This window comes from Streptomyces eurythermus, from assembly GCF_014649115.1.
GTDB lineage: Bacteria > Actinomycetota > Actinomycetes > Streptomycetales > Streptomycetaceae > Streptomyces > Streptomyces eurythermus.
Genome location: NZ_BMSK01000003.1, coordinates 444670 through 469462 on the forward strand (window position 1 = coordinate 444670; position 24793 = coordinate 469462).

The 24793-nt window shown below is 72.4% G+C and carries 23 protein-coding genes and 1 tRNA gene; 10 read left to right on the plus strand and 14 right to left on the minus strand.

Features of this window, described 5'->3' with window-relative positions:
- Window positions 1-436 precede the first annotated feature (436 nt).
- The gene (locus IE251_RS07490; protein ID WP_078637680.1) at window positions 437-1816 is read left to right on the plus strand and encodes an NAD(P)/FAD-dependent oxidoreductase; all 1380 of its coding nucleotides are present in this window, start codon (window positions 437-439) and stop codon (window positions 1814-1816) included.
- Between the two features lie 221 nt (window positions 1817-2037).
- A complete protein-coding gene (locus IE251_RS07495) occupies window positions 2038-3330 on the plus strand; it encodes an SAM-dependent methyltransferase (RefSeq protein ID WP_189752090.1) in 1293 nt (430 codons plus the stop codon).
- 79 nt (window positions 3331-3409) lie between these two features.
- On the opposite strand, the gene IE251_RS07500 is transcribed toward IE251_RS07495, so the two are convergent.
- Together IE251_RS07500 and IE251_RS07505 are read right to left on the minus strand one after the other, a co-directional pair.
- A complete protein-coding gene (locus tag IE251_RS07500; protein ID WP_189752091.1) occupies window positions 3410-5938 on the minus strand; it encodes an ABC transporter permease in 2529 nt (842 codons plus the stop codon).
- Window positions 5938-6708: an ABC transporter ATP-binding protein gene (locus IE251_RS07505; protein WP_189752092.1), complete on the minus strand. Its 771-nt coding sequence runs from the start codon at window positions 6706-6708 to the stop codon at window positions 5938-5940. The genes IE251_RS07500 and IE251_RS07505 overlap by 1 nt, the downstream gene beginning before the upstream one ends.
- Window positions 6709-7123: 415 nt before the next feature.
- On the opposite strand from IE251_RS07505, the gene IE251_RS07510 reads away from it, so the two are divergent.
- From IE251_RS07510 to IE251_RS07520, 3 genes are all read left to right on the plus strand, one after another.
- A tRNA-Leu gene (locus IE251_RS07510) sits at window positions 7124-7207 on the plus strand.
- A gap of 260 nt (window positions 7208-7467) precedes the next feature.
- Window positions 7468-8643, plus strand: a complete 1176-nt coding sequence (locus IE251_RS07515) for a 4-hydroxybenzoate 3-monooxygenase (RefSeq protein WP_189752093.1) — start codon at window positions 7468-7470, stop codon at window positions 8641-8643.
- Between the two features lie 148 nt (window positions 8644-8791).
- A complete protein-coding gene (locus IE251_RS07520) occupies window positions 8792-9649 on the plus strand; it encodes a Bax inhibitor-1/YccA family protein (RefSeq protein ID WP_189752094.1) in 858 nt (285 codons plus the stop codon).
- Window positions 9650-9707: 58 nt separating this feature from the next.
- Here the strand turns inward: IE251_RS07520 and IE251_RS07525 are convergent, their stop codons facing one another.
- On the minus strand, window positions 9708-9938 hold the full coding sequence (locus tag IE251_RS07525) for a DUF4287 domain-containing protein (protein ID WP_030615555.1): 231 nt from the start codon (window positions 9936-9938) through the stop codon (window positions 9708-9710).
- 99 nt (window positions 9939-10037) lie between these two features.
- Between IE251_RS07525 and IE251_RS07530 the strand changes: the two genes are divergently transcribed.
- Window positions 10038-10349, plus strand: coding sequence for a hypothetical protein (locus IE251_RS07530; RefSeq protein ID WP_189752095.1), 312 nt, complete (start codon window positions 10038-10040; stop codon window positions 10347-10349).
- A 37-nt stretch (window positions 10350-10386) separates the two neighbouring features.
- Here IE251_RS07530 and IE251_RS07535 read toward each other — a convergent pair whose 3' ends face one another.
- The 3 genes from IE251_RS07535 to IE251_RS07545 form a co-directional block, all read right to left on the minus strand.
- Window positions 10387-11181, minus strand: coding sequence for a hypothetical protein (locus IE251_RS07535; RefSeq protein WP_189752096.1), 795 nt, complete (start codon window positions 11179-11181; stop codon window positions 10387-10389).
- A 290-nt stretch (window positions 11182-11471) separates the two neighbouring features.
- The gene (locus tag IE251_RS07540; protein ID WP_189752097.1) at window positions 11472-12692 is read right to left on the minus strand and encodes an acetyl-CoA C-acetyltransferase; all 1221 of its coding nucleotides are present in this window, start codon (window positions 12690-12692) and stop codon (window positions 11472-11474) included.
- 132 nt (window positions 12693-12824) lie between these two features.
- On the minus strand, window positions 12825-13844 hold the full coding sequence (locus IE251_RS07545) for an SGNH/GDSL hydrolase family protein (RefSeq protein WP_189752098.1): 1020 nt from the start codon (window positions 13842-13844) through the stop codon (window positions 12825-12827).
- A 162-nt stretch (window positions 13845-14006) separates the two neighbouring features.
- On the opposite strand from IE251_RS07545, the gene IE251_RS07550 reads away from it, so the two are divergent.
- The gene (locus IE251_RS07550) at window positions 14007-15398 is read left to right on the plus strand and encodes a cystathionine beta-synthase (RefSeq protein ID WP_189752099.1); all 1392 of its coding nucleotides are present in this window, start codon (window positions 14007-14009) and stop codon (window positions 15396-15398) included.
- A gap of 293 nt (window positions 15399-15691) precedes the next feature.
- Here IE251_RS07550 and IE251_RS07555 read toward each other — a convergent pair whose 3' ends face one another.
- Window positions 15692-16528 carry a helix-turn-helix transcriptional regulator gene (locus tag IE251_RS07555; RefSeq protein WP_189752100.1) on the minus strand — a complete coding sequence of 279 codons (837 nt, stop codon included), beginning with the start codon at window positions 16526-16528 and terminating at the stop codon, window positions 15692-15694.
- Between the two features lie 148 nt (window positions 16529-16676).
- On the opposite strand from IE251_RS07555, the gene IE251_RS07560 reads away from it, so the two are divergent.
- A complete protein-coding gene (locus IE251_RS07560) occupies window positions 16677-17438 on the plus strand; it encodes an SDR family oxidoreductase (RefSeq protein WP_189752101.1) in 762 nt (253 codons plus the stop codon).
- Between the two features lie 17 nt (window positions 17439-17455).
- On the opposite strand, the gene IE251_RS07565 is transcribed toward IE251_RS07560, so the two are convergent.
- Window positions 17456-17932 carry a hypothetical protein gene (locus IE251_RS07565; protein WP_229896647.1) on the minus strand — a complete coding sequence of 159 codons (477 nt, stop codon included), beginning with the start codon at window positions 17930-17932 and terminating at the stop codon, window positions 17456-17458.
- A 10-nt stretch (window positions 17933-17942) separates the two neighbouring features.
- On the minus strand, window positions 17943-19370 hold the full coding sequence (locus IE251_RS07570) for a purine-cytosine permease family protein (RefSeq protein WP_189752102.1): 1428 nt from the start codon (window positions 19368-19370) through the stop codon (window positions 17943-17945).
- A 130-nt stretch (window positions 19371-19500) separates the two neighbouring features.
- Between IE251_RS07570 and IE251_RS07575 the strand changes: the two genes are divergently transcribed.
- Window positions 19501-20343 (plus strand): MurR/RpiR family transcriptional regulator, encoded by an 843-nt coding sequence (locus tag IE251_RS07575; protein WP_189752103.1) that lies wholly within the window; start codon window positions 19501-19503, stop codon window positions 20341-20343.
- Between the two features lie 96 nt (window positions 20344-20439).
- Entirely contained in the window at window positions 20440-21033 is a 594-nt protein-coding gene (locus IE251_RS07580; protein WP_189752104.1) for a hypothetical protein, read from the plus strand.
- A gap of 10 nt (window positions 21034-21043) precedes the next feature.
- Here IE251_RS07580 and IE251_RS07585 read toward each other — a convergent pair whose 3' ends face one another.
- The 5 genes from IE251_RS07585 to IE251_RS07605 all read right to left on the minus strand — a co-directional run bounded on the left by IE251_RS07585 (window position 21044) and on the right by IE251_RS07605 (window position 24705).
- The gene (locus tag IE251_RS07585; RefSeq protein WP_189752105.1) at window positions 21044-21418 is read right to left on the minus strand and encodes a roadblock/LC7 domain-containing protein; all 375 of its coding nucleotides are present in this window, start codon (window positions 21416-21418) and stop codon (window positions 21044-21046) included.
- 10 nt (window positions 21419-21428) lie between these two features.
- The gene (locus tag IE251_RS07590) at window positions 21429-21908 is read right to left on the minus strand and encodes a roadblock/LC7 domain-containing protein (protein ID WP_189752106.1); all 480 of its coding nucleotides are present in this window, start codon (window positions 21906-21908) and stop codon (window positions 21429-21431) included.
- Between the two features lie 31 nt (window positions 21909-21939).
- Complete coding sequence (locus tag IE251_RS07595) at window positions 21940-22755, minus strand: transcriptional regulator (protein ID WP_189752107.1); 816 nt, start codon at window positions 22753-22755, stop codon at window positions 21940-21942.
- Window positions 22752-23135, minus strand: coding sequence for a hypothetical protein (locus IE251_RS07600; protein WP_189752108.1), 384 nt, complete (start codon window positions 23133-23135; stop codon window positions 22752-22754). The genes IE251_RS07595 and IE251_RS07600 overlap by 4 nt, the downstream gene beginning before the upstream one ends.
- 178 nt (window positions 23136-23313) lie before the next feature.
- Window positions 23314-24705: a type III PLP-dependent enzyme domain-containing protein gene (locus IE251_RS07605; protein ID WP_189752184.1), complete on the minus strand. Its 1392-nt coding sequence runs from the start codon at window positions 24703-24705 to the stop codon at window positions 23314-23316.
- Window positions 24706-24793 lie beyond the last annotated feature (88 nt).

A 24793-nucleotide genomic window follows, 5' to 3' on the forward strand; every position in this document is an offset into this window, starting at 1 on the left:
TGTTACTCGCCGGTAGCCGACCGCTGAGCAGGTTGGATAACGTTTGAGCGGCCCGGAGGGCCCCCTCGGGGGCCCTCCGTCGTATGCGCGCGGAAAAGTTCGTGAAGTTCTTCACAAGGAATTGGGGCCCGGGGGTCCCCCGGACGGGGCCGGTTGGCCCTTCCGGGGCGTTAACGACCGTTTGAACATGTTCAGATGAAGGGCGCGAACGGGCCCTGGAGGAGGCTGTTCCGGAGGTGTCACGACACTCTCACGACCACCCCGCGACTCCGGAGAGGCTGCTCACGCGGCCTTGACAACGGGGCGAACCGCCGCGCGGTTCCCGCCGAACCGCATGACCTCGGTCACGCGGGTCGCGGAGTTTAACACAGGGCCTGTCGGTTCTTGTGAAGGGGCGCACGAGCGACCCCCCTGGGGCGGGTGGATACTCGATGGCATGAGCACCACGGAGCGTCCCAGGATCCTCGTAGTAGGCGGTGGGTACGTAGGCCTGTACGCAGCTCGGCGCATCCTCAAGAAGATGCGCTACGGCGAGGCGACCGTCACGGTCGTCGACCCCCGGTCGTACATGACCTACCAGCCCTTCCTCCCCGAAGCCGCCGCCGGCAGCATCTCCCCTCGCCACGTCGTCGTCCCGCTGCGACGCGTGCTGCCGAAGGCGGAGGTCCTCACCGGTCGGGTCACCACCATCGACCAGGACCGCAAGGTCGCCACGATCGCCCCGCTGGTGGGCGAGGCGTACGAGCTGCCCTTCGACTACCTGGTCATCGCCATGGGCGCGGTCTCCCGCACCTTCCCGATCCCCGGCCTCGCCGAACAGGGCATCGGCATGAAGGGCATCGAGGAGTCCATCGGCCTGCGCAACCACGTTCTGGAGCAGCTGGACAAGGCCGACTCCACGACCGACGAGGAGATCCGCCGCAAGGCGCTCACCTTCGTCTTCATCGGCGGCGGCTTCGCGGGCGCGGAGACCATCGGCGAGGTCGAGGACATGGCCCGGGACGCGGCCAAGTACTACAAGAACGTGTCCCGCGAGGACATGCGTTTCATCCTCGTCGACGCCGCCGACAAGATCCTCCCCGAGGTCGGCCCCAAGCTCGGCCAGTACGGCAAGGAGCACCTGGAGAGCCGGGGCGTGGAGATCTACCTCTCCACCTCCATGGACTCCTGTGTCGACGGCCACGTGGTGCTGAAGAACGGCCTCGAGGTCGACGCCAACACCATCGTGTGGACGGCCGGCGTCAAGCCGAACCCGGCCCTCGCCCGCTTCGGCCTGCCCCTCGGCCCGCGCGGCCACGTCGACTGCGAGCCCACGCTCCAGGTCAAGGGCACGGACTACATCTGGGCCGCCGGTGACAACGCACAGGTCCCGGACCTCGTCGGCCGCAAGGCGGGCAACGAGAACGCCTGGTGCCCGCCGAACGCCCAGCACGCGCTGCGCCAGGCCAAGGTCCTCGGCGACAACGTGGTCTCCGGTATGCGGGGCTTCCCGCAGAAGGAGTACGAGCACGCCAACAAGGGTGCCGTCGCCGGCCTCGGCCTGCACAAGGGCGTGGCGATGATCGTCATGGGCAAGATGAAGATCAAGCTCAAGGGCCGTCTCGCCTGGTACATGCACCGTGGCTACCACGGTCTGGCGATGCCGACCTGGAACCGCAAGATCCGCATCTTCGCCGACTGGACCCTCGGCATGTTCCTCAAGCGCGAGGTCGTCTCCCTCGGCGCCATGGAGAACCCGCGCGAGGAGTTCTACGAGGCCGCCAAGCCGGCGCCGGTCGCCGCCGCCAAGCCGGAGGAGAAGGCCAAGGCCTCCTGACCTCCCGGTCACCCGTTTCCGAGCCCGAAGGGGCCGCCTGCCATCCGTGGTGCGGGCGGCCCCTTCGGGCTGTCCGGCACCCAAGTGCCGCCGGGCGGGGGGCTTCTGACGCGCACTCGCTTTTTACCCAGTCACAACACGGCGTGGGGACTACGGCCGGGCCCCGCGTGTGTTTACGTGGTGTTGGCATTCCGGGATCGTCCGTCACGGAGGTGTGCGTCATGGCCGACGCCGCGCAGCGGCTGAGGAGTCTTGCCGAACAGGTGCTGGGAGCCCCGCTCCCGGTGCGGCTGAGGGCCTGGGACGGATCGCAGGGCGGCCCGCCGGACGCGCCGGCACTCGTGGTGCGCAACCGCCGCGCCCTGCGCCGGATGCTCTTCAAACCCGGTGAACTGGGCCTCGCCCGCGCCTGGGTCTCCGGCGACCTGGACGTCGAGGGCGACCTGTACACCGTGCTGGACGCGATGGCCGGCCTGATCTGGGAGCGCGGCGAGGACGCCCGCACCCTGCGCCAGGCCGTGCGCGACCCGGCTGTCCGGGCCGCCGTCCGCGACCTGCTGAAACTGGCCGGACCGCCGATCCCGCCCACCCCGCCGCGCGAGGAGATGCGCAGACCCCGCCGGCACCTGCACACCCGCCGCACCGACAAGCGGGCCATCAGCCACCACTACGACGTCGGCAACGACTTCTACGAGATCGTCCTCGGCCCCTCCATGGTCTACTCCTGCGCCTACTGGGAGGAGGACGGCACCCTGGAGACCGCCCAGCGCGACAAGCTCGAACTGATCTGCGCCAAGCTGGGCCTGAAGGAGGGTCAGCGGCTGCTCGACGTCGGCTGCGGCTGGGGCTCCATGGCCATCCACGCGGCCCGCGAGCACGGGGTGAGCGTCGTCGGGGTCACCCTGTCGCAGGAGCAGGCCGCCTACGCCCGCAAGCGCGTCGCCGACGCGGGGCTGACCGACCGGGTGGAGATCAGGGTCCAGGACTACCGGGACGTCGTGGACGGCCCCTACGACGCGATCTCCTCCATCGGCATGGCCGAACACGTCGGCGCCGAACGCTACCTGGAGTACGCCCGCCAGCTGTACGCCCTGCTCGCGCCCGGCGGCCGGCTGCTCAACCACCAGATCGCCCGCCGCCCGCAGCGGGACGAGTCGGCGTACGAGGTGGACGAGTTCATCGACTCCTACGTCTTCCCCGACGGCGAACTCGCCCCCGTCGGCACCACCGTCACCCAGCTGGAGCGGGCCGGGTTCGAGGTGCGGGACGTGGAGTCCATCCGCGAGCACTACGCCCGCACCCTGCGCCGCTGGGTGGCCAACCTGGAGGACGACTGGGACCGCGCGGTCCGGCTCACCAGCCCGGGCCGGGCCCGGGTGTGGCGGCTGTACATGGCCGCCTCCGCGCTCGCCTTCGAACGCAACCGGATCGGTGTCAACCAGGTCCTCGCGGTCCGCACCCCCGTCTCCGGTGCCTCCGGGCTCCCGCTGCGGCCCCGCACCTGGCACGGCTGACCGCCCGCGCCGGACAGCCGGTACGCACGGCAAAAGGGGGCCCCTTCCCGAGGGGCCCCCTTCACCGTCGTACGGCCGGCTACTCGGCCTTGATCGCCGTGAGCATGTTCAGCCGGGCCGCGCGGCGGGCCGGCCACAGGGCGGCCAGGACGCCGATCACGCCCGCCAGCAGCAGGAAGACCGCCATCCGGCCCCACGGCAGCTGCAGTTCGTACGTCGGTATCTCCGTGGCCAGCAGCTCGCCGGCCGCCCAGCCGAAGAACACGCCCAGGCCGAGGCCCAGCACCCCGCCGAACAGGGAGATCACCAGGGACTCCAGGCGGACCATCCGCTTGACCGCCCCGCGGTCCAGACCGATCGCGCGGAGCATGCCGATCTCCTGCGCGCGCTCGAAGACTGACATGGCCAGCGTGTTGACGACGCCGAGCACCGCGACGATCACCGCCATGCCGAGCAGGCCGTAGACCATGTTCAGCACCTGCGTGAACACGTTCCCGATCTCATGGGAGATGTCCTGCTTGTCCTGGATCTTGACCGCCGGGTTGGTGTCGAGGGTCTTCACCAGCCCCTTCTTGGCCGCGTCGGACGCGCCGTCCGCCATCTTGACCATGACCCGCATGTCGGCCGGGTCGGTCAGGTGCGGGGTGAGGACCTTGTTGTCGAGGATGATCCCGTTGAACATGTCGTTGCCCTCGTAGACCCCGGCGACGGTCAGCCGGCGGGTCGCGCCGTCCTCGAAGTGCGCGGTGAGCTGCGAACCGGGCTTCCAGCCGTGCTTCTCGGCCCGGTCCTCGTCCACGACGATGCGCGTGCCGCCCACCGAGAAGGAGCCGTCGGTCATCTTCAGGTCGGTCAGCTTGCCGATGGCCGCGCCGTCGACGCCGGTCAGCCACTGGGTGCCGCCGTCGACGCGGGACTCGCCGTTGCGCAGCGGGCTGCTGGCGGTGACGCCGTCGGCGGTGGCGAGCTTCTTCGCCACGTCGGGGGAGAGCGGGCCCTGGTTGGCCATCGAGACGACGTAGTCGGCGCGGATCGCGGAGCTGGCCATCCGGTCGATGGAGGACTGCAGGCTGCCCGCCATCACCGTCATGCCGGTGATCAGGGTCAGGCCGATCATCAGCGCGGAGGCGGTGGCCGCGGTACGGCGCGGGTTGCGCACCGAGTTCTGGCGGGCCAGCTTGCCCGACACCCCGAAGGCGCGCAGCACCGGCGAGGCGAGGGCGATCAGCGGGCGGGACAGCAGCGGGGTCAGCACGAACACGCCGATGATCAGCAGGACCGCGCCGATGCCCATCGGGCCCTGGGCGGAGTCGGAGTCCATGTTCGTGGCCATGAGAACCACCGCGATGCCGGCGGCCGCGAACAGCGAGCCGAGCGTGTTGCGCAGGACCAGGGACTTGGTGGTGGCCTTGGCGTGCAGGCTGCTCATCGCCGCCACCGGCGGGATCTTCGCGGCGCGCCGGGCGGGCAGCCAGGCGGCGAGCACGGTGACGAGGATGCCGACGGCGAGGGCGGCGACCACCGTACCGGAGCCGATCACCAGCGGTCCGTCGGGCACGGACTCGCCCAGGGAGCCCAGCAGGGAGCGCAGGCCCGCGCCGATGCCGATACCGGCCACCAGACCGGCCACGCCGGCGACCGTGCCGACGGCGAACGCCTCCACGAGCACCGAGCGGGTGACCTGGCGGCGGGAGGCGCCGACCGCCCGCAGCAGGGCGAGTTCACGGGTGCGCTGGGCGACCAGCATGGTGAAGGTGTTGGCGATGATGAAGGTGCCGACGAACAGGGCGATGCCCGCGAACACCAGCAGGCTCTTCTTCAGGCCGCTCAGGGAGTCGGCGATCGCCGCCGCCTGGTCGTCGGCGAGCCGCTCGCCGGTGGTGGTCTCCACCAGCTTCCCGGGCAGGGCCTTGTCCAGCGCGGCCTTGAGCGCCTCCTGGCTGGTTCCGGCCGCCGCCCGCACGTCGATCTCGTCGTACGTGCCCTTCTTGCCGAACAGGGACTGCGCGGTCGGCGTGTCGAACAGGGTGAGGCTGCCGCCGGCGGCCACGTTGCCGTCGTCGGTGGTGAAGATGCCGCTGACGGTGGGGGTGAGGACCGGGCCGTCGACGGAGAGGCGCACGGTGTCGCCGACCTTGAAGCCGGCCCGCTCGGCCGTCGCGGAGTCGATCAGCACCTGACCCTTGCCGCGCGGGGCGTGGCCGCTGACCAGGGGGTAGCGGGGGTCCTCGGTGCCCCAGTAGTTGCCGCCGGCCGACTGCCAGTCGCCGCCGACGAGTTCGCCGTCCTTGCCGGCGACGGCGGTGAAGCCGGTGACGACGCCGGTGGCGGAGGCGGCCCCGGGGACCTTGGCCGCCCGGTCCAGCAGGGCCTGGGTCAGCTCGGCGTCCTTGCCGACCCGATCGCCCTCGGAATCCTGGTACTTGGGCCGTACGGCGACATCGACCTGGTCGAAGCCCTTGGCGAAACTCTTCTGGTAGGCGTCGGAGAGGGTGTTGGTGAAGACCAGCGTGCCGGAGACGAACGCGACGCCGAGCATGACGGCGAGCACGGTCATCAGCAGCCGGGCCTTGTGCGCGAGGACGTTGCGCAGGGCGGTGCGGAACATCAGCTGGTACGGCCCTTCGCGTCGAACTGCTTCATCGTGTCGAGGACGGACTCGGCCGTGGGGCCGTACATCTCGTCGACGATCCGGCCGTCGGCCAGGAAGATCACCCGGTCGGCGTAGGCGGCGGCCACCGGGTCGTGGGTCACCATGACCACCGTCTGGCCCAGCTCGCGCACGGAGTTGCGCAGGAAGCCGAGGACCTCGGCGCCGGAGCGGGAGTCCAGGTTGCCGGTGGGCTCGTCACCGAAGATGATCTCGGGCTTGGAGGCGAGGGCGCGGGCCACGGCGACGCGCTGCTGCTGGCCGCCGGACAGCTGGGAGGGCCGGTGGCCGAGGCGCCCGGACAGACCCACCATCTGGATGACCTGATCCAGCCACGCCTTGTCCGGCTTCCGCCCGGCGATGTCCATCGGGAGGGTGATGTTCTCCAGCGCGGTCAGCGTCGGCAGCAGGTTGAACGCCTGGAAGATGAAGCCGATCTTGTCCCGGCGCAACTTGGTGAGCTGCTTGTCCTTCAGGGAGCCCAGCTCGGTGTCGCCGATCCGCACGGACCCGGAGGAGAAGGTGTCCAGACCGGCCACGCAGTGCATCAGCGTGGACTTGCCGGAACCGGACGGACCCATGATGGCGGTGAACTCGGCGGCCCGGAAGTCGACGGAGACCCGGTCCAGGGCGACCACCCGGGTCTCACCCTGCCCGTAGATCTTCGACAGCTCCATGGCGCGCGCGGCGACGGCGGTGGTCCGGCCGGCGGTGGGTGTGGTGGTCACGGGACGGTGCTCCTACTCGGGACGACGTGTTTCCTGGGGACCGTTCCATCGTCCCGGCGCGGTGCGCGCCCGGAGTCAGTCGCTGTTCCGGTTCCGGGGGGCGACTGGGGTCGGACGCGGGGCCGCCGTGTCATACCTGGGGAGGACGGCTGACCCTGAGGGGAGGCGGGGCGCTCCGATGGCTGTCCGGGATCTCGTTAACCGGTGGACCGGTCTTGTTCGAGCGGTGAAATTCCGTCATTTCGCGTACACGCGCACACCTCTCGCGGCACGCTGTTGGCAAGTGCGGATGGCTAGTTCCGTCCGCTGATGCCCACTCAGACGTCAATAAAATAAGACAACATCGGTCCACCCATCCGCTGTTCGGGGGATGGGTCCCGATAGGCTCGGACCCTCGATGCGGAGCCCCTGGCAAGCCCGGATGGTGGAATGCAGACACGGCGAGCTTAAACCTCGCTGCCCCTTCGCGGGCGTGCCGGTTCGAGTCCGGCTCCGGGCACTTTCCGCCTCTTGGCGCGTTTTGTACGGCTATGGCCGCAGTATGAGGACGCTCCGTCGGCTTGGGTCGCTTCCGGCAAGCCCCTCCACCGTCGGCGCCCGCCCGCGACCGCCGCTCACGTGTCGCCGGTCGCCGGTGTATCCCTGATCCCCCGATCCGAGCCCGGCCATTGACAGTCCGGTCCGGTCGGGCCGAGACTCGCGGGCAGTTGGTGAAGGAAACTTCACCTGGCGAACGGCGTGGAGAGAAGGGGACGGTCGATGCGTACCACCGTGGGGATCATCGGGGCGGGGCCGGCCGGGCTGTTGCTCGCGCGGCTGCTGCGTCGCGCCGGGATCGAGTCGGTCGTCCTGGAGAGCCGCGACCGCGCCTACGTCGAGCGGCGGCAGCGCGCCGGGATCCTGGAGCAGGGCACGGTCGACGTGCTGCGCGCCGCCGGGGCCGGGGAGCGGATGGACCGGGAGGGGCTGCGGCACGACGGGATCGAGCTGCGCTTCGACCGGCGCCGCCACCGCGTCGACTTCCCCGGGCTCACCGGCGGGCGGTCCGTGACCGTCTACGCCCAGACCGAGGTCTGCAAGGACCTCATCGCGCTCCAGCTGGAGGAGGGCGGGCCGCTGCTGTTCGAGGCCGAGGCCCTGGTGGTGGAGGGGGCCGAGGGCGACCGGCCGCGGATCCCGTTCCGGCACCAGGGGCGCGAGGACGTGCTGGAGTGCGAGTACGTCGTCGGCTGCGACGGGTTCTGGGGGGTGGCCCGCAAGGCATTCCCGGACGGGATCTCCCGGGTGTTCGAGCGGTCGTACCCGTACGCCTGGCTCGGGATCCTCGCCGACGTCGCCCCCTCGCACGACGAACTGGTCTACGCCCGCCACGAGCGCGGCTTCGCCCTGCTGTCCATGCGGTCCCCGGCCGTCTCCCGGCTCTACCTCCAGGTCCCCGCGGGAACGGAGGCCGGGCAGTGGGACGACAAGGAGATCTGGGAGGAGCTGGAGCGGCGGCTGGAGACGGACGACGACTGGCGGCTGGAGCGCGGCCCCATCACCCAGAAGTCGGTGACCCCCATGCGTTCCTTCGTGCACGAGCCGATGCGGCACGGCCGGCTCTTCCTCGCCGGCGACGCCGCCCACATCGTGCCGCCCACCGGCGCCAAGGGCCTGAACCTCGCCGCCGGCGACGTCGTCACCCTCGCCCGCGCCCTCGTCCACGAGCGGGAGACCGGCTCCCCCGAGCTGCTCGACGCCTACTCCGCGACCTGCCTGCGCCGCGTCTGGCAGGCCGAACGGTTCTCCTACGACATGACGACCCTGCTGCACCGCGCCCCGGACGCCACCCCCTTCGACGCCCGGCTCCAGCTCGCCCGGCTGGAACGGATCGCCTCCTCCCGCGCGGCCGAGACCGACCTCGCCGAGGCGTACACCGGGTTCCCGCTCGCCTAGCGGTACGCCCGTGGCCGGGAATCGGACGTACGCGTAGCGTGTTGCGCAGCATGCAAGGGGAAGGATCCTCCTCAAGTATCATGGTCGGTCCTTTGCCAATCCATTACTCTTGAGCCAAGACTGCACTCGGCAGTCATGGAGGAGTGAAATGAGGAGCAGCAACCCGGTCTTCTCGCGACGGGGCTTCAGCCGCGACAACGGCTACGCCGGCTTCAACACCGCACCGCAGGCCGGGTCCGCACAGGGCAACCCGTACGCGCAGAGCCCGTACGCGCAGAATCCCTACGCCCAGAACCCGTACGCGCAGGCGGACGTCCAGGCCCCGGCCACCACCGGCCGGATGACCATGGACGACGTCATCGTCCGCTCGGCCCTCACGCTCGGCACGGTCGCCGTCGGCGCCGTCCTCGCCTGGGCGCTGCTGCCGGTCTCCGGCACCAGCTACGGCCTGGCCGTCGGCGCCGCGCTGATCGCGTTCGTCCTGGCCATGGTCCAGAGCTTCAAGCGCACCCCGTCGCCCGCGCTGATCCTCGGCTACGCCGCCTTCGAAGGCGTCTTCCTCGGCGTCTTCAGCGAGATGTTCAACAGCCGCTGGAGCGGAGCCCCGTTCCAGGCGGTGCTCGGCACCATGGCGGTCTCGGGCGCCACCCTGCTGATCTACAAGGCCGGCTGGATCCGGGTCACCGCCCGCTACGCCCGCGTCGGCCTGTCCATCGCGATCGCCTTCATGGTGGTCATGGCGATCAACCTGCTGCTGGTCGCGTTCGGCGTCGCCGAGGACGGCGGGCTGCGCAGCTTCGGCCCGCTCGGCGCGCTCGTCGGCATCATCGCGATCGTGCTCGGCGCGTTCTTCCTGACGCTGGACTTCAAGCAGATCGAGGACGGCATCGCCTACGGCGCCCCGCGCAGCGAGTCCTGGCTCGCCGCGTTCGGCCTCACCATGACCCTGGTGTGGATCTACGTCGAGATGCTGCGCCTGGTGGCCATCTTCAGCAGCAACGACTAGCGACGGTCACGAAGAACGGCGAAGTGCCCCGGGTGCGTCACCCGGGGCACTTCGGTGTTCAGAGCAGCCTGCGCGCCGCCCTCCTCAGGTCGTACTCGTGCACGATCGCCTTGGCGTGGCCGTACGCCAGGTCGTACTCGTGCCGGAGCCAGCTGACCTTCTCCTCGAAGCGGAACAGGGCGGGGCCTTCTTCTACGGCACGCAGCCAGTCGGACACCTCACGACCGGTGCAGTGCGGGATACGGGCGAGCAGATTGCGGTGGGTCTCCTCGGAGAAGACGTGGGACATCGGCGCCTCCGGACACAAAGGGGATGTAAGCCGGTCCTTCACGTCACCGTGCCTGAGCGTTCGCGTATTGGCAACAGTGCGGCACGTTACGCTCGGCGGGTGGTTGATACGACGCCCTTGACCCAAGCAGTGGACCACTTCGCCGACCGGTTGCGGGCCGCGCCGCAGAGCCGGCTCCAGCGCGGCGCCGCGGCGGAGGCGCTGGCGCTGGCCCGGGAGCTGTCCGGGTGGGCCCAGCGCAAGGAATCGCCCGGCGCCGAGCCCCGCGAGATGCCGGACGCCGGGATGTTCGCCGCCGCCGACCAGATCCTGGTGGCGGCCCATGACCTCGCGGTCGTGCTGGACGGCGACGACCAGGTCGCCGAGGCGGTGCGCCTGGTGGAGGAGGCGCGGCAGCGGGCCGGGGTCTGAGGCTTCGGCCCCCGCCCGGACTACGGGTCCTACGGGACTACAGGGACGCGATCACCCGGTCGGCCAGGATGTACACCATGTCCTCGCCGCACGCGAAGGTCAGGGTGTACGACCCGGATACGCCCGAGCCGCCCAGGAGGTACGGCGTCTCGCCCGACTCCAGGGCCGCGGCCAGCCGTTCCGCCGTCTCGCGGTGGCCCGGGGTCATGCACAGCGTGGTGCCGTCGGCGAAGACGTAGACGTCGAGCGTGCCCAGCGGGCCGGGACGCACATCGGCGAGCAGCACCTGCCCGGCGGCCAGCTCCTCCAGGGCGGCCACCGTGCGCTCGTGGTCGCCCACGGCCGGGGACTGCGCCGGGACGAAGTCCGGGTGCGAGGGGTGCCGGCGGCGGGCGGCGGCCAGCTCCGGGGAGTCGCCCCCGGAGAAGTCCTCGGCGTCGGCGGTCGGCTCGGACACCGGCTCCAGCGACTCCAGGCCCGCGAAGTCCGCCTGCCGGGGCATGAAGAGATCACCCTCGGGCAGGCCGAACAGCATCGGCGTGTCGGAGGCGTCCCGCGCCTCCTGGGCGGCCCAGAAGGCCCGCGCCTCGGCCAGCTCCCGCTCCCGTTCCTCCGCGAGCGCCTCGGCCACGGCCGCCCGTATCCGGTCGGCGTCGGCGGCGGAACGGGCGCCGGGCAGCAGGGCGCGCGCGGTGGCCGCCTGGTCGTCGGCGAGCTGCCGCTGCAACTCGGTCAGCTGGCGGCGCAGCTTCAGGACGGTGCGCAGGACGGCGACGCCCACGGCGCCGGTGGCTGCCGTGGTGAGCAGCAGGGCGATCGGCATGGCGCTCACTGACGTACTCCCGGTTCAAAGTCGACCCCCGACTTCCTACATCAGCTTGAAGGGCGGACTAACCAGCTGTCAGTGCGTAACGTCACGAATCGGACAGGACGTACGGCACGCGGTTTGGCCGCGCGTCGGCCTGATCGTCGCTGACCTGCGGCGATGCGTCCGGCGAGCGAGATAGGTCACATCCTGGGGGAGATTGGGTCACGGAAAGGCCCAAAACCGTGGTGTTTCCCCGGTTCTGGGCCCTTCTGCGACGTACCGTGCCAGGCCCGCTACGGACCGTGGGGCGCGGGTCAGCTGAGGCGTTCGATGACCATCGCCATGCCCTGGCCGCCGCCGACGCACATGGTCTCCAGACCGAACTGCTTGTCGTGCCACTGGAGCGAGTTGATGAGCGTGCCGGTGATCCGGGCGCCGGTCATGCCGAAGGGGTGGCCGACGGCGATGGCGCCGCCGTTGACGTTCAGCTTGTCGAGGTCGATGCCCAGGTCCCGGTAGGAGGGGATCACCTGGGCGGCGAAGGCCTCGTTGATCTCGACCAGGTCGATGTCGTCGATGGTCAGGCCCGCGCGCTTGAGGGCCTGCCTGCTGGCCTCGACCGGGCCGAGGCCCATGATCTCGGGGGAGAGGCCGGAGACGCCGGTGGACACGATCCGGGCGAGCGGGGTCAGGCCCAGCTCGCGCGCCTTGGTGTCGGACATGATGACGAGCGCGGCGGCGCCGTCGTTGAGCGGGCAGCAGTTGCCGGCCGTGACGAGACCGTCGGGGCGGAAGACCGGCTTCAGCCCGGCGACGCCCTCCAGGGTGACGCCGGCGCGCGGGCCGTCGTCCTTGCTGACCACCGTGCCGTCGGGGAGGGTCACCGGGGTGATCTCGCGCTCCCAGAAGCCGTTCTTGATGGCCTGCTCGGCGAGGTTCTGGGAGCGGACGCCGAACTCGTCCATCTCCTCGCGGGTGACGCCCTTCCAGCGGGCGAGGTTCTCGGCGGTCTGGCCCATCGCGATGTACGGGTCGGGCAGCAGGCCGTCCTCGCGCGGGTCGTGCCAGGTGCTGCCCTCCTGCCGGGCGACGGCCTCGGTGCGGGCCTCGGCCTCGGCGAACAGCGGGTTGTGCGTGCCCGGCAGGCCGTCGGAGCTGCCCTTGGCGTAGCGGGAGACCATCTCGACACCGGCCGAGATGAAGACGTCGCCCTCGCCGGCCTTGATGGCGTGCAGCGCCATGCGGGAGGTCTGCAGGGAGGAGGAGCAGTAGCGGGTGATCGTGCAGCCCGGCAGGTGGTCCATGCCCATCTGCACGGCGACCACCCGGCCGAGGTTGTGGCCCTGTTCGCCGCCGGGGAGGCCGCAGCCGAGCATCAGGTCGTCGATGTCCTTGGGGTCGAGCTCGGGGATCTTGTCGAGCGCGGCCTGGATGATCGTGGCGGTGAGGTCGTCGGGGCGCAGGTCCTTCAGGGAGCCCTTGTTCGCGCGGCCGATGGGGGAGCGGGCGGTCGAGACGATGACGGCTTCGGGCATCACGGCTCCAGTGAAAGGGGGTTGGGCAGGGCCGGTTCGGAAGTTACCCGGCCGTATGGTCCAGGTCACCGGTGTCGCGGTGTGACACTGACCGCAGTTTTCTAAGCGCTTGCTTGGCCGGGTGGGGCGCGGTCACACCGACGGAGTCGCCGGTTCGGCTTCCGGAAGACGCCGGCGGCGCCTGCGCTTGAGCAGTGCCCACGGTCCCCGCGGCCCCGCCGGCATCGCCGCCGTGACCTCCGTCCCCGCCTCCTCCGCGGCCTCGGCCGCGGCACGGGCGACCGGCAGGAAGCCCTCGCGGCGCGACGCGTCCGGCCGTTCCTCCTCCGCCGGCCACAGCCCCAGTGCCGCGCACACCGTCGGCAGCAGGGCCATCGCCGCCGTGGCGTACCCCTCCGCCGACGGGTGGTAGTTGTCCGGCCCGAAATACTCCCGCGGATGCGCCTCGAACTCCGGCCCGAGCAGATCCCCCAGCGACACCGTGCGCCCGCCCTGCGCCACCACCCCGATCGTCTGGGCCGCCGCCAGCTGCCGGGACGCCCGCCGGGCCAGCCACCGCAGCGGCTGTTGCACCGGCTCGATCGTGCCGAGGTCCGGACACGTGCCGACCACCACCTCCGCGCCGGCCGTGCGCAGCCGCCGTACCGCCGTCGACAGGTGCCGTACCGACTGGGCCGGCGGCATCCGGTGGGTCACGTCGTTCGCGCCGATCATGATCACGCACACGTCGGGGACGGGCCCGGGGGAGGACAGGATCAGCCCCACCTGACGGTCCAGGTCGTCCGAGCGCGCACCGGTGACCGCCACGTTCCGCAGCTCCACCGGGCGCTCCGCCACCGCCGCCAGCCCCGAGGCCAGCAGCGCCCCCGGTGTCTGGCCCGCCCGGTGCACGCCCTGCCCCGCCGCCGTGGAGTCGCCGAGCACGGCCAGCCGCAGCGCGGGTTCGCCCGGGATCTCGTACGCGTGCCCGTACACGCCGTCGGCCGCCGGCACCCGGTCGCTGAGCCCGTTGCCCAGCTGCCGCCGGGCCAGTCGCACCTCCGCCAGCACCAGTCCGACGACGGCGGCGCCGACCAGACCGGCCCCGCCGCCGCCGTACGCCGCCCCGGCCGCGATGCGCCGGGCCACCCGCGCCCTCGACATGCTCGTCATGCGTCGCCGCCACCTCCTCGTAGCCGTACACCCACTCCTTGCCCCGTACGGACCGTGCGTCAATCTCAACGGGGAGTGAACGGCCGCGCTCGCCGCGCGGCTGGCCTTAGGCTGGCGACACCACTACGAACACACCTTTTTTTGCAGCGACCGGAGACAACGGTGCAATACCACGACTCGATGATCAGCCTCGTCGGCAACACCCCGCTGGTGCGGCTCAACAACGTGACCAAGGGCATCCGGGCGACCGTCCTGGCCAAGGTGGAGTACTTCAACCCCGGCGGCTCCGTGAAGGACCGCATCGCCCTGCGTATGATCGAGGCCGCCGAGAAGAGCGGTGAGCTGAAGCCGGGCGGCACGATCGTCGAGCCGACCAGCGGGAACACCGGCGTCGGACTTGCCATCGTGGCCCAGCAGAAGGGCTACAAGTGCATCTTCGTCTGCCCCGACAAGGTGAGCACCGACAAGATCAACGTGCTGCGCGCGTACGGCGCCGAGGTCGTGGTCTGCCCGACCGCCGTGGCGCCGGAGCACCCGGACTCGTACTACAACGTCTCCGACCGGCTCGTCCGTGAGACCCCGGGCGCCTGGAAGCCCGACCAGTACTCCAACCCCAACAACCCGCTCTCGCACTACCACTCCACCGGCCCCGAGCTGTGGGAGCAGACCGAGGGGAAGATCACCCACTTCGTGGCGGGCGTCGGCACCGGCGGCACCATCTCCGGCACCGGCCGCTACCTGAAGGAGGCCAGCGACGGGAAGGTCAAGGTCATCGGCGCCGACCCGGAGGGCTCGGTGTACTCCGGCGGCTCCGGCCGGCCGTACCTGGTCGAGGGCGTCGGCGAGGACTTCTGGCCGACCGCCTACGACCGCCAGATCGCGGACGAGATCGTCGCCGTGTCCGACAAGGACTCCTTCCAGATGACCCGCCGGCTGGCCAAGGAGGAGGGCCTGCTGGTGGGCGGCTCCTGCGGCATGGCCGTCGTGGCCGCGCTGGAGGTCGCCGAGCGGCTCGGCCCGGACGACGTCGTGGTGGTCCTGCTCCCGGACAGCGGGCGCGGCTACCTCAGCAAGATCTTCAACGACGAGTGGATGGCCGACTACGGCTTCCTGGAGGACGAGGGCCCCAGCGCCCGCGTCGGCGACGTCCTGAACGACAAGGCCGCCGGTGCCATCCCGTCCCTGGTGCACATGCACCCGGAGGAGACCGTCGGCCAGGCCATCGAGGTGCTGCGCGAGTACGGCGTCTCGCAGATGCCCGTCGTCAAGCCGGGCGCCGGTCACCCGGACGTGATGGCCGCCGAGGTCGTCGGCTCCGTGGTGGAACGGGAGCTGCTCGACGCCCTGTTCAGCAAGCGGGCCTCGCTGGACGACCCGCTGGAGAAGCACATGTGCTCCCCGCTGCCCCAGGTCGGCTCCGGCGAGCCGGTCGGCGACCTGATGCAGGTGCTCGGCGCGGCGGACGCGGCGATCGTCCTGGTCGAGGGCAAGCCGACCGGTGTGATCAGCCGGCAGGACCTGCTCGCCTTCCTGGCCAAGGGCGGCAACAAGTAGCCGAACCCGGCGCGGGGCCGGGGTTCGCGCAAGTGGTACGAGCGTGTCACGTGCGCGCAGCACCCGCTTAACACGCGTCCGGCAGATTGGTGGGCGTCGGCAGGGCGGGATCGGCTCCCCGCCCGGGCCGGCGCCGAACGGCGCCAGGACCTCCGGAGCGGCTCCCGGACCTCCATGGACGCCACGGACGCGCACGTCCGGTCCTGACCGGCCCGCGTCCCTCGCGGGGACCGCCGTCGTCCCGCCCCCCGGTTACGGGGGTGCGGCGGTCCCCGCGAAAGTCTTTCCGGCGACTAGAGGGTGGCCCAACTGCCCAGCAGTGCCAGCCGTTCCGCCGTCTCCGAGCCCGGTTCCGGGGTGTAGATCACCAGGGTCTGGTCCGGCTGGGACGGCACCGTCAGGGTTTCGTACGGCAGGGTCAGCAGGCCCGCGACCGGGTGCCGGACGCGTTTCACGCCGTAGGAGCACTCCCGGACCTCGTGGTCCGCCCACAGCCTGCGGAAGTCCTCGCTCTTCACGGAGAGTTCGCCGATCAGCGCGCACAACTCGGCGTCGTCGGCGTACCGGCCGGCGCCCAGCCGCAGATGGGCCACCGCCGACGAGGCCACCGCCGCCCACTCGGGGTACAGCTCCCGGGCGTCCGGGTCGAGGAAGAGGTGCCGGGGCACGTTCCGTTCGGCCGGCGTCATCCGGCCGTAGCCGCTCAGCGCGTCGGCGAGCGCGTTCCAGGCCAGCACGTTCATGCGGTGGTCCACCACGAACGCGGGGCTGCGCTCCATGCCGTCGAGGAGCGCCTGGACGCCGGGGCGGACCCGGGACGCCGCGGCGGGCCTCGCGCGCCGCCGGCCGGGGCGCGCCACCGCGCGCAGGTACGCCTGCTCGGTGTCGTCCAGCCGCAGCACCCGCGCGACCGCGTCCAGCACGGCGTCGCTGACGTGCGCGCCCCGGCCCTGTTCCAGCCGGATGTAGTAGTCGACGCTCACGCCCGCGAGCTGGGCCACCTCCTCGCGGCGCAGGCCCGGCACGCGGCGCCGCCCGTGCGCGGGCAGCCCCACCTCCTCGGGCCTGATGCGGGCGCGGCGCGAGCGCAGGAAGTCGCCCACCTCTGCTTCGGTACGGTCCCCGTCCATGCGCCGATCGTAGGGGAGTGCCGCCGGTCCGTCCTGGTACTGGCAGACCCAGGAAAAGCGCATCCCTGGGTACGGTTCCCGGATCCGGCGAGGGTGGTGTCCGACCGCCGGGGAGCCGCCCCGGACGGCAACCGCCGAGGGAGCACCCATGTCGTACGAGAGCCTGTCCGGCCGTACCGCCGTCGTCACCGGAGCCGCCAGCGGCATCGGCGAGGCCGTCGCCCTCCAGCTGGCCGCCGAGGGGGCCCGGGTGGCGCTGCTCGCCCGCCGCGCGGACCGCCTCGACGCGCTGGTGGACAAGGTCCGCGCGGACGGCGGGCAGGCGCTCGCCGTGGCCGCCGACGTCACCGACGACGCGTCCGTGACGGCCACCCGGGACCGGATCCACGAGGCGTTCGGGCCCGTCGACCTGGTCGTCAACAACGCCGGAGTCATGCTGCCGGGCCCGGTGGAGGAGGGCCGGATCGACGAGTGGCGGCGGATGCTGGACACCAACGTCACCGGAGTGCTGCGGGTCATCCGCGCCTTCTCCGCCGACCTGGTCGCCGTCGCGGCCCAGGGAGGCGCCGCCGACCTGGTGAACGTCTCCTCCGTCGCCGCCCACCTGACCTTCCCGAACTACACGGTGTACGGGGCGACCAAGGCGGCCGTCACGCACCTGTCGCAGTCGCTGCGCGCCGAGTTCGGGCCGCGGGACATCCGGGTCACCAACATCGAGCCGGGGCTGACCGACACCGAGCTGAAGACGTTCGTCCAGGACCCGGAGCTGTCCGGGCAGCTGGAGGGGATGTTCGAGGAGATCGGCGCGCTGTCGGCGGCGGAGGTGGCGGACGTCGTCGCCTATGTGGCAAGCCGCCCCCGGCACGTCAACCTCCGCCAGATCATGGTGCTGCCGACCCGGCAGGCGTGACACCTTCCCGGGGCGGGTCAGTCCTCGGGCCCGGGGTGGTCGCGGCCGGCCGGGGGTTCCCGGTTGAGGCGTACGGACTGGGCCGCGTTGACGCCGATGATGCCGAGCCAGGCGACCACCAGCCCGGACAGCCCGGCCATGCCGCCCGCGATCGCGGACAGCGGGATCGCCAGGACCAGCGTGATCAGCGCGAAGCCGTACCGCTCGGCCCAGGAGCCGGCCGGGCCCGGCCGCCGGGCCGCGCGGGCGTCGGCGAGCTGCCGCTCGGCCAGCTGCCGGCGCACCCGGCGGTCCACCGCGTCGTCGATCCGCCGCTCGACCCGCTCCAGGAAGGAGTCCGTCAGGGCGGAGTCGTACTCGTCGCCCAGCTCCGCGCGGGCCCGCACGGTCGCGTCCAGCTCCCTCCTGAGGTCGGGGTCCTTGCCGAGGCCGGGATCCTGACGGGGGGAGGTCTCCTCCCCGGGGCCGGTGGCGCGCGGATCGCGAGTGTCCATGACGGTCAGCCTAGGGAGCGGTGGGCCGGGCCGCACTGGTGCAGGCCCCCGGTTCCGGCGCCGGGACGGCCGGCGGTGCGTCCGGTGGCGGGACCGGGCGGGCGACGAGCCGGTACAGCAGCGCCGGCACGGCGAGGCCCACGATCCAGGAGACGTCCGCGCCGCCGAGCGGCTCCACCAGCGGGCCGGTGTAGAAGCCGGTGGCGAGGAACGGCAGCTGTGCCAGCAGGCCGGCCGCGTAGACCGCGAGGGCGTCCCAGCGCCAGGCGCCGTAGCGGCCGTGCGGGTCGGCGAGGGCCGCCAGGTCGTAGCGTTCCTTGGAGATCAGGTAGTAGTCGACCAGGTTGATCGCCGACCAGGGCGTGAAGAACGTCAGCAGGAACAGCAGGAAGTCCTTGAACGAGGACAGGAAGCTGTCCTTGCCCAGCAGGGCCACCGCGGTGCCCGCCGCCATCACCAGCGCGATGTACGCCACCCGGCCCGCCCGGGACAGCCGCCGCTGCCCGCGGAAGCCGCTCACGCCGGTCACCAGCGACATGAAACCGCCGTAGGTGTTGAGGACGTTGACGGTGAGCTTGCCGAGCGCGATGACGAAGTACAGGAAGGACGCGACCAGGCCGGTGCCGCCGAGGCCGACGACATAGCCGACCTGGCTGTCCAGGAACGCCTCCCCGGCCGTGGCCGCGACCAGCACCCCGAAGGTCATCGACCACTGGGATCCGAGCGCCGAGCCGGACAGCGTCCACCAGAAGGTCGCCTTCGTGGACGTCGTACGCGGCAGATAGCGGGAGTAGTCGGCCACGTACGGCCCGAACGCCAGCTGCCAGGACGCCGACAGGGACACCGCCAGCAGGAACAGCGGCAGCGAGAAGTGCGCGTCGTGCAGCAGCGCGGAGGTGTCGGCGCGCTCCAGGAGGCGTACGGCGAGGAAGACGAAGGCGAGCGCGCACACCGTGCTCGCCACCCGGCCGAGAGCGTGCACGACCCGGTACCCGGCGGTCGCGATGACCCCCGTGACGGCGGCGAAGAGCAGGATCCCGGTGGTGTCGTCCGTGTGTGTCAGCTCGCCCACCGCCTGCCCGGCGAGCACACTGCCGGAGGCGAAGAAGCCGACGTACATCACGACCACCAGCAGCAGCGGGACGACCGCGCCGCGCACCCCGAACTGCGCCCTCGACTGGATCATCTGCGGCAGGCCGAGGCGCGGGCCCTGCGCGGAGTGCAGGGCCATCACCGCGCCGCCGAGCAGATTGCCGAGCAGCAGGCCGATCACCGACCAGACCACGTCACCGCCGAAGACGACCGCGAGGGCGCCGGTGACGACGGCCGTGATCTGGAGGTTGGCCCCCAGCCACAGCGTGAACTGGCCGAAGGCCCTGCCGTGCCGTTCCTCGTCCGGAACGGCGTCGATGGAGCGCGGTTCCACGAACTGTGCCATGCGTTCTCCCCACACCGGGCTGTATAACGGTATGCAGCGACACACTGTCTGAATAGGCGGCCGGTGTTTGTCAATGCCCCGGCGCTGTACTCTCCCGGGGCGTCGAGGAGATCTGGAGGGGGAGTACCGCATGAGCGCGAGCGACAGCCCTGCGAACCGGTTGCAGGCGCTCTTCGAGGGCCACCGGCTCACGCCGACCCAGCGCCGCATCGCGCACAGCATGGTGCGCCGCGCCGCCGACGTGCCCTTTCTGTCCAGTGTGGAGCTGGCCGAACTGGCCGGGGTCAGCCAGCCGTCGGTGACCCGGTTCGCCGTCGCCCTCGGCTTCGACGGCTACCCCGCCCTGCGCCGGCACCTGCGCGAGGTCGTCCCGGCCGAACCGGCCACCGGCGCAGGCGCCTACAACGAGTACCAGCAGGCCGTCGAGGCCGAGATCGAGAACCTCAGGCACCTGGCCGAGCTGCTCGCCGACCCGCGCCCGGTCAGGCGGGCCGGCCGGATCCTCGCCGCCTCCCGGCCGCTGCCGGTGCTGGGCCTGCGCGCCGCCGCCTCCCAGGCCTACGGGTTCGCCTACTTCGCCGCCAAGGTCCACCCGGACGTCCGGCTGCTGCACGAGGGCGGCACGATGATCCAGGACCGGATCGACGGCGCCGTCCGGGCCGGCGCCACCGCCCTGCTGTGCTTCGCGCTGCCCCGGCACCCGCGCGAGGTCGTGGACACCCTCGCCCACGCCAAGGACGCGGGCCTGACCGTGGTCACGGTCGCCGACTCGGCGTTCGCGCCGGTCGCCAAGTACTCCGACCTGCTGCTGCCCGCCGCCGTCGGCACCGGGCTCGCCTTCGACACCGCGTGCGCGCCGATGCTGCTCGGCCGGGTCCTGCTGGAGGCGCTGTGCGACGACCTGCCCGACGCCCAGGCCCGGCTGGAGGAGTTCGACGCCAAGGCGGCGGCCCGGGGGCTGTTCGTGGAGTGACCGGGCCCCGCCGCTCTCAGATTCGTCTCACGTTCTGCTATTAGCTTCCCCAGCGAGACACAAGCGCTGTGTGGACACGTGACACGGGAGGCTGACGTGGCGCGCGGAGGACGCGGAGGACAGGGACTGGCACGGGTGGCCGTCGTCGTACGGGCGGGCGCCGCGCCGCTGTGGTGGCTCGGGGTCGTCGCCGCCGGGCTCGGGGCCGTGCCCGAGGGGCTGACCGGGCGGCGGATCGGGACGACGGCCGGGGCCGCGCTGTTCCTGCTGGGCGCGGCCGCTGTGCTGCTGGCCCGCCGGGGCCGGTACGCGGCTCTCGCCCGCGGGGCGGCCCGCGCGGGCAAGTACGACGTGCTCCAGGACCGGGCGGTGACCGTGCGCGGCTGGCGCCGGGGGCACCGCTGGTGGCTGCTGCTGGGCTGGGCGCTCGCGCTGGGCTCGGCGTTCGCGGTGCCCGTGGCCGGCGGGCTGCTGCTGGCCGGGCTGGGTGCCGGGCTGTGGCTGAAGGCCGCCTGGATCGGGCGGCTGGAGCGGTCCGCCGAGGCCCTGCTGTGGGTGCGCGTCGACTGGCTCGGCCGGGGCGGCGGCAGCCCGGCGGGCAAGGCCGTCAAAAGCCTGCGGGCCACGGGCATCGCGGCCGGCGACGCGGCCCCGGGCGGGGCCCGCCGCCGTACCCCGGCCCTGGTCTGAGCCGCCGCCGTCAGACCTCCAGCTCCTCCTCGATCCTGCGCAGCTGGTGCCGGGCCATCGCCAGATTGGCCCGGGAGGAGTCCAGGACCAGGTACAGGAACAGTCCGTTGCCGCCCCTGCCCTTGAGCAGGCGGATCAGGTGGTACTGGTCCGTCAGGGTGATCAGGATGTCCTCGATCTCGCTCTTGAGGCCGAGGAGTTCCATCGTGCGCATCTTGGCGCGGACCACGTCGGTGTTGCCGGCGGCGGCCACGTTCAGATCGAAGCTCGCGCTGTCGCCCATCGTGCCCAGCGCCATTCCGCTGGTGTAGTCGACGAGCGCGGCTCCGGTGGCGCCCGCGATGGTGGTGAGGGCCTGCTTCAGGGCGGTCGCGGTGTCGGACATGGGGGTCCTCTCAGCTGTCGGTTGCGGTGCGGGCGTCGGCGGCCGGGGTGCGCGGCACGCGGGGGCCCGGGGGGCGTGCGGGGGTGGTGCCGGTCAGCGGGCGTACGGCCTCGGCGGCGTCCAGCAGCTCCCCGACGCGGGCGCCGGCCCGGCGGCCCTCCAGGTGCAGCCGGCCCACGTTGACCCGGTCCTGGGCGAGCAGCGTCAGCACGGCGGTGCGGCCGGCCGCGTAGGTGGCGACATAGCCGCGCTCGCCGCGCACCAGCAGCTCCCGCAGGGCCCCGTTCCCGGTGGCGTCGGAGGTCCGTACGGCGACCCCGAGCGCGGCGGCGGTGAGCGCGGCCAGGCCCTCGGGGTCGACGCCGGGGGTGTCGTGGGCGATGACGAGGCCGTCGACGCCGGCCGCGAGGGCACCGGTGAGCTGCGGCACCCGGGTGCGCAGCCGGTGCAGTTCGGCCAGCACGGCCCGCAGGTCGTCCTCGGTCACCATCAGCTGTCTCCTTTCGGCGGGGCGGTGCCGTTCAAAGCGCCTCCAGCGCATCCCTGAGCCTCTTCAGCAGCGCGATGTCGGGGTCGGTGGTGACCGGGAGAGGGGGTGGTGCGGGCGGCGGGCCGGGGTCCGCGGGCACCGGCGCGATCCGGCCGGCCGCGGTGAGCCGGCGGACGTCGACCAGCGTGTGGAAGGCCTGCCGGCCCAGGTCCCGGGCCAGGTCGGCGGCCGTGCGGACGCCGTCCACGCGGTCCAGGACGGCCCGCTGCCGGGGGGTGACCGGCAGGGCGGGGGCGGGAGCGGGTGCCGGGTCGGCGCGGATCAGCGGGGCGCTGTCGGCGGCCGGGTCCGGCCACAGCCGGTGCAGCAGCAGCCGGCGGCGCAGCGTCTCGCGCTCCAGCGCGACCACCGGCACCGAGGGCAGCGGGCCGAGCCGGGGCCCGGCGCCGTACCGGAACCGGCCCGGGGTGCCGCTCGGCGCCAGCGCGAAGTACCCGGCGTCGTACAGCGCGTCCAGGTGGCACAGTTCCAGCGCGCCGGTGGGCAGCACTCCGGAGCGCAGCAGCGCCTCCGCCGCCCGCGCGGGGTCCGGGGCCCGGGCGGCGGCGCGCTGCCAGGCGGCGGCCGCGAGGGTGCCGTGGGCCGTGAGGAGCACGCCGAGATCCGGGGCGAGGGGGCTCTCGGCGTGCACCACCCGGCCCTCGGCGAGATACAGGACGCCGTGTTCGCGGACCAGGACACCGGTGGCCCGCTCCTCGGCGAGCCGGGTCAGCATCGGGGACAGGGCGCGCGCGGCCCGCCTGTCCCGCACCGGCAGGGCCGGCGGAGGGATCCGCACCATGGTCATCCCAGCACCAGCCGGGCGGCCATCTCGCCGAGCCGGATCCGGGCCAGCGCCAGGTTGCCCTCCTCGCGGCCGAGCCACAGGTGCAGGAACACGCTGCTGTCGAAGGAGGTGTCCACGAACCGCAGCAGGTGGTAGCTGTCACCGTTGCTGACGATCAGGTCCTCCACGGGCGGCAGCCCCGCGCGGACCGTGGCGAAGGTGCCGTGCTCGGCGGCCAGCCGGGCCAGTTCGGCGGCCTCGGCGGCACTCGTCTCGTGGTCCCCGCCGGGGGCCTCCCCGACCGCGCCGAGGGCCAGTCCGCTCGTCCAGTCCACCAGCGCGGCTCCCCGGGCACCGGGCAGGCGCATCGCTTCCAGTAAGCACTCGTCGATTCCGGGCACCGTGGCTTCCTCCCGCCTGGGACTCCGGCTGAGTGACGCCGACACTACGCAACGTGTGTGCGGGAGGAGGGGCCTTTGGCATTTTCCGGTGGAACATGCGTCCGACGTACTAGTGTTGTCCAACTGACGTGTGTTCCACGGCGGTTGAGCCGTCCGTGCGGCCGGCGGCCGGGGCGCGTCACCGGCTTTCGGGAGCCCGGAGGGTGGTGAGCGCCGACGCGTGCGCCCCTCCGGAGTCGGCCACCACCTCGGCGACGGTCTGGGGCCGCCGCACGGTCGCGAAGGCCATGCCCCCGTACCCGTCCGGGGCGTAGCCGTAGATCCCCGGCCGGACGAGGGAGTTGTAGGCGTAGTGGTGGGCGAAGCCGTACGCCCCCGTGTCCAGCGCCACCGCGTAGTCGCCCTGCTCCAGCGGGGGCAGCGCGCGCCCCTCGGCGAGCAGGTCGCCCGAGAAGCAGGCCGGCCCCGCGATGTCCTGCACGGTCTTCGGCCCCGCCTTCGGCCGCCCCCCGGCGTCGTACGCGGCGATCCTGAGCGGCCACACACCCGGCGCGTACACCGTCCGCACCGCCACCTGCACGCCCGCGTGCGTCACCGCGATCCGCCGGCCGCCCGCGTCCTTGGTGTACTCCACCCGGGCCACCACCGCCCCGTGCCGGGCCAGCAGCGACCGCCCGAACTCCGTCACCAGCCCGTACCGCCCGTCGAACAGCCCCGGCACCCGCGCGGCCAGCAACCGCGCGTACTCGGCGAACGTCGGCGCGGTCTCCTCCGAGGCGAGGTTCACCGGCAGCCCGCCGCCGATGTCGATCGTGTCGACCTGGCGGCGCCCGACGGCGGCGTTGATCTCCTCCGCCAGCGCGTACACCTCCGCCACCCCCTGGGCCAGCAGCGGCAGCGGGACGCCCTGCGAGCCGGTGTGCGTGTGCAGCCGGGTCAGCCACGGCCGCCGCGCGTACGCCTCCACCACCCAGGCGCGCGCCCCCTCGTCCCGCAGGGCCACGCCGAACTTCGAGGTCCGGGTCGCCGTCGAGGTCGCGCCGATGGCGCCGGCGCCGATCTGCGGGTTGACCCGCAGGCCGAGCGGGGACCGGGACGGGGCGGCGCGCACCAGGGCGTCGAGCCGGCGCAGCTCCTGCGGGTTGTCCGCGTTCACCGCGACCCCGAGGGCGAGGGCCTCGCGCAGCTCCGCCGGGGTCTTCGCCGGCGAGTCCAGCACCGTCCGCGCGGCCGGCACCCCGGCCGCGCGGGCCAGCGCCAGCTCACCGGGGCTCGCCGCCTCGGCGCCGAGGCCCGCCGTGTGCAGCAGCCGCACCACCGGCACCAGCGGGCACGCCTTGACCGCGAAGGCGTGCAGCACCGGCGTCCCCGGCGCCACGACCGCCCCGAACGCCGCCCGCAGCGCCGCCGCCGACTCCCGGATGCCGGTGACGTCCAGCAGCCCCACCACGGCCGCGCCCGGCCCCAGCAGCCCCTGCTCGACGGCCGCCCGCACCGCCCGGTCCCGCCGTGCCGCCCGCTCCCGGGCCTCGGCCCCGGGCTCCGGTACGGAGACGGCCTCCTCATCGATTCCGGCGTCCCGCGCGGCCCCGGTGTCCTTCACGGGCCTCTCCGTCCTGTCCCGGCTTCCGGTGTCTCCAGCCGGATACCCGCCACTC

Bases quoted from the DNA above. Each gene is read 5' to 3' on its own strand.
- IE251_RS07490 (WP_078637680.1), top strand. From the start codon at position 437: ATGAGCACCACGGAGCGTCCCAGGATCCTCGTAGTAGGCGGTGGGTAC.
- IE251_RS07495 (WP_189752090.1), top strand. From the start codon at position 2,038: ATGGCCGACGCCGCGCAGCGGCTGAGGAGTCTTGCCGAACAGGTGCTG.
- IE251_RS07500 (WP_189752091.1), bottom strand. From the start codon at position 5,938: ATGTTCCGCACCGCCCTGCGCAACGTCCTCGCGCACAAGGCCCGGCTG.
- IE251_RS07515 (WP_189752093.1), top strand. From the start codon at position 7,468: ATGCGTACCACCGTGGGGATCATCGGGGCGGGGCCGGCCGGGCTGTTG.
- IE251_RS07520 (WP_189752094.1), top strand. From the start codon at position 8,792: ATGAGGAGCAGCAACCCGGTCTTCTCGCGACGGGGCTTCAGCCGCGAC.
- IE251_RS07525 (WP_030615555.1), bottom strand. From the start codon at position 9,938: ATGTCCCACGTCTTCTCCGAGGAGACCCACCGCAATCTGCTCGCCCGT.
- IE251_RS07540 (WP_189752097.1), bottom strand. From the start codon at position 12,692: ATGCCCGAAGCCGTCATCGTCTCGACCGCCCGCTCCCCCATCGGCCGC.
- IE251_RS07545 (WP_189752098.1), bottom strand. From the start codon at position 13,844: ATGACGAGCATGTCGAGGGCGCGGGTGGCCCGGCGCATCGCGGCCGGG.
- IE251_RS07555 (WP_189752100.1), bottom strand. From the start codon at position 16,528: ATGGACGGGGACCGTACCGAAGCAGAGGTGGGCGACTTCCTGCGCTCG.
- IE251_RS07560 (WP_189752101.1), top strand. From the start codon at position 16,677: ATGTCGTACGAGAGCCTGTCCGGCCGTACCGCCGTCGTCACCGGAGCC.
- IE251_RS07565 (WP_229896647.1), bottom strand. From the start codon at position 17,932: ATGGACACTCGCGATCCGCGCGCCACCGGCCCCGGGGAGGAGACCTCC.
- IE251_RS07570 (WP_189752102.1), bottom strand. From the start codon at position 19,370: ATGGCACAGTTCGTGGAACCGCGCTCCATCGACGCCGTTCCGGACGAG.
- IE251_RS07575 (WP_189752103.1), top strand. From the start codon at position 19,501: ATGAGCGCGAGCGACAGCCCTGCGAACCGGTTGCAGGCGCTCTTCGAG.
- IE251_RS07585 (WP_189752105.1), bottom strand. From the start codon at position 21,418: ATGTCCGACACCGCGACCGCCCTGAAGCAGGCCCTCACCACCATCGCG.
- IE251_RS07590 (WP_189752106.1), bottom strand. From the start codon at position 21,908: ATGGTGACCGAGGACGACCTGCGGGCCGTGCTGGCCGAACTGCACCGG.
- IE251_RS07595 (WP_189752107.1), bottom strand. From the start codon at position 22,755: ATGACCATGGTGCGGATCCCTCCGCCGGCCCTGCCGGTGCGGGACAGG.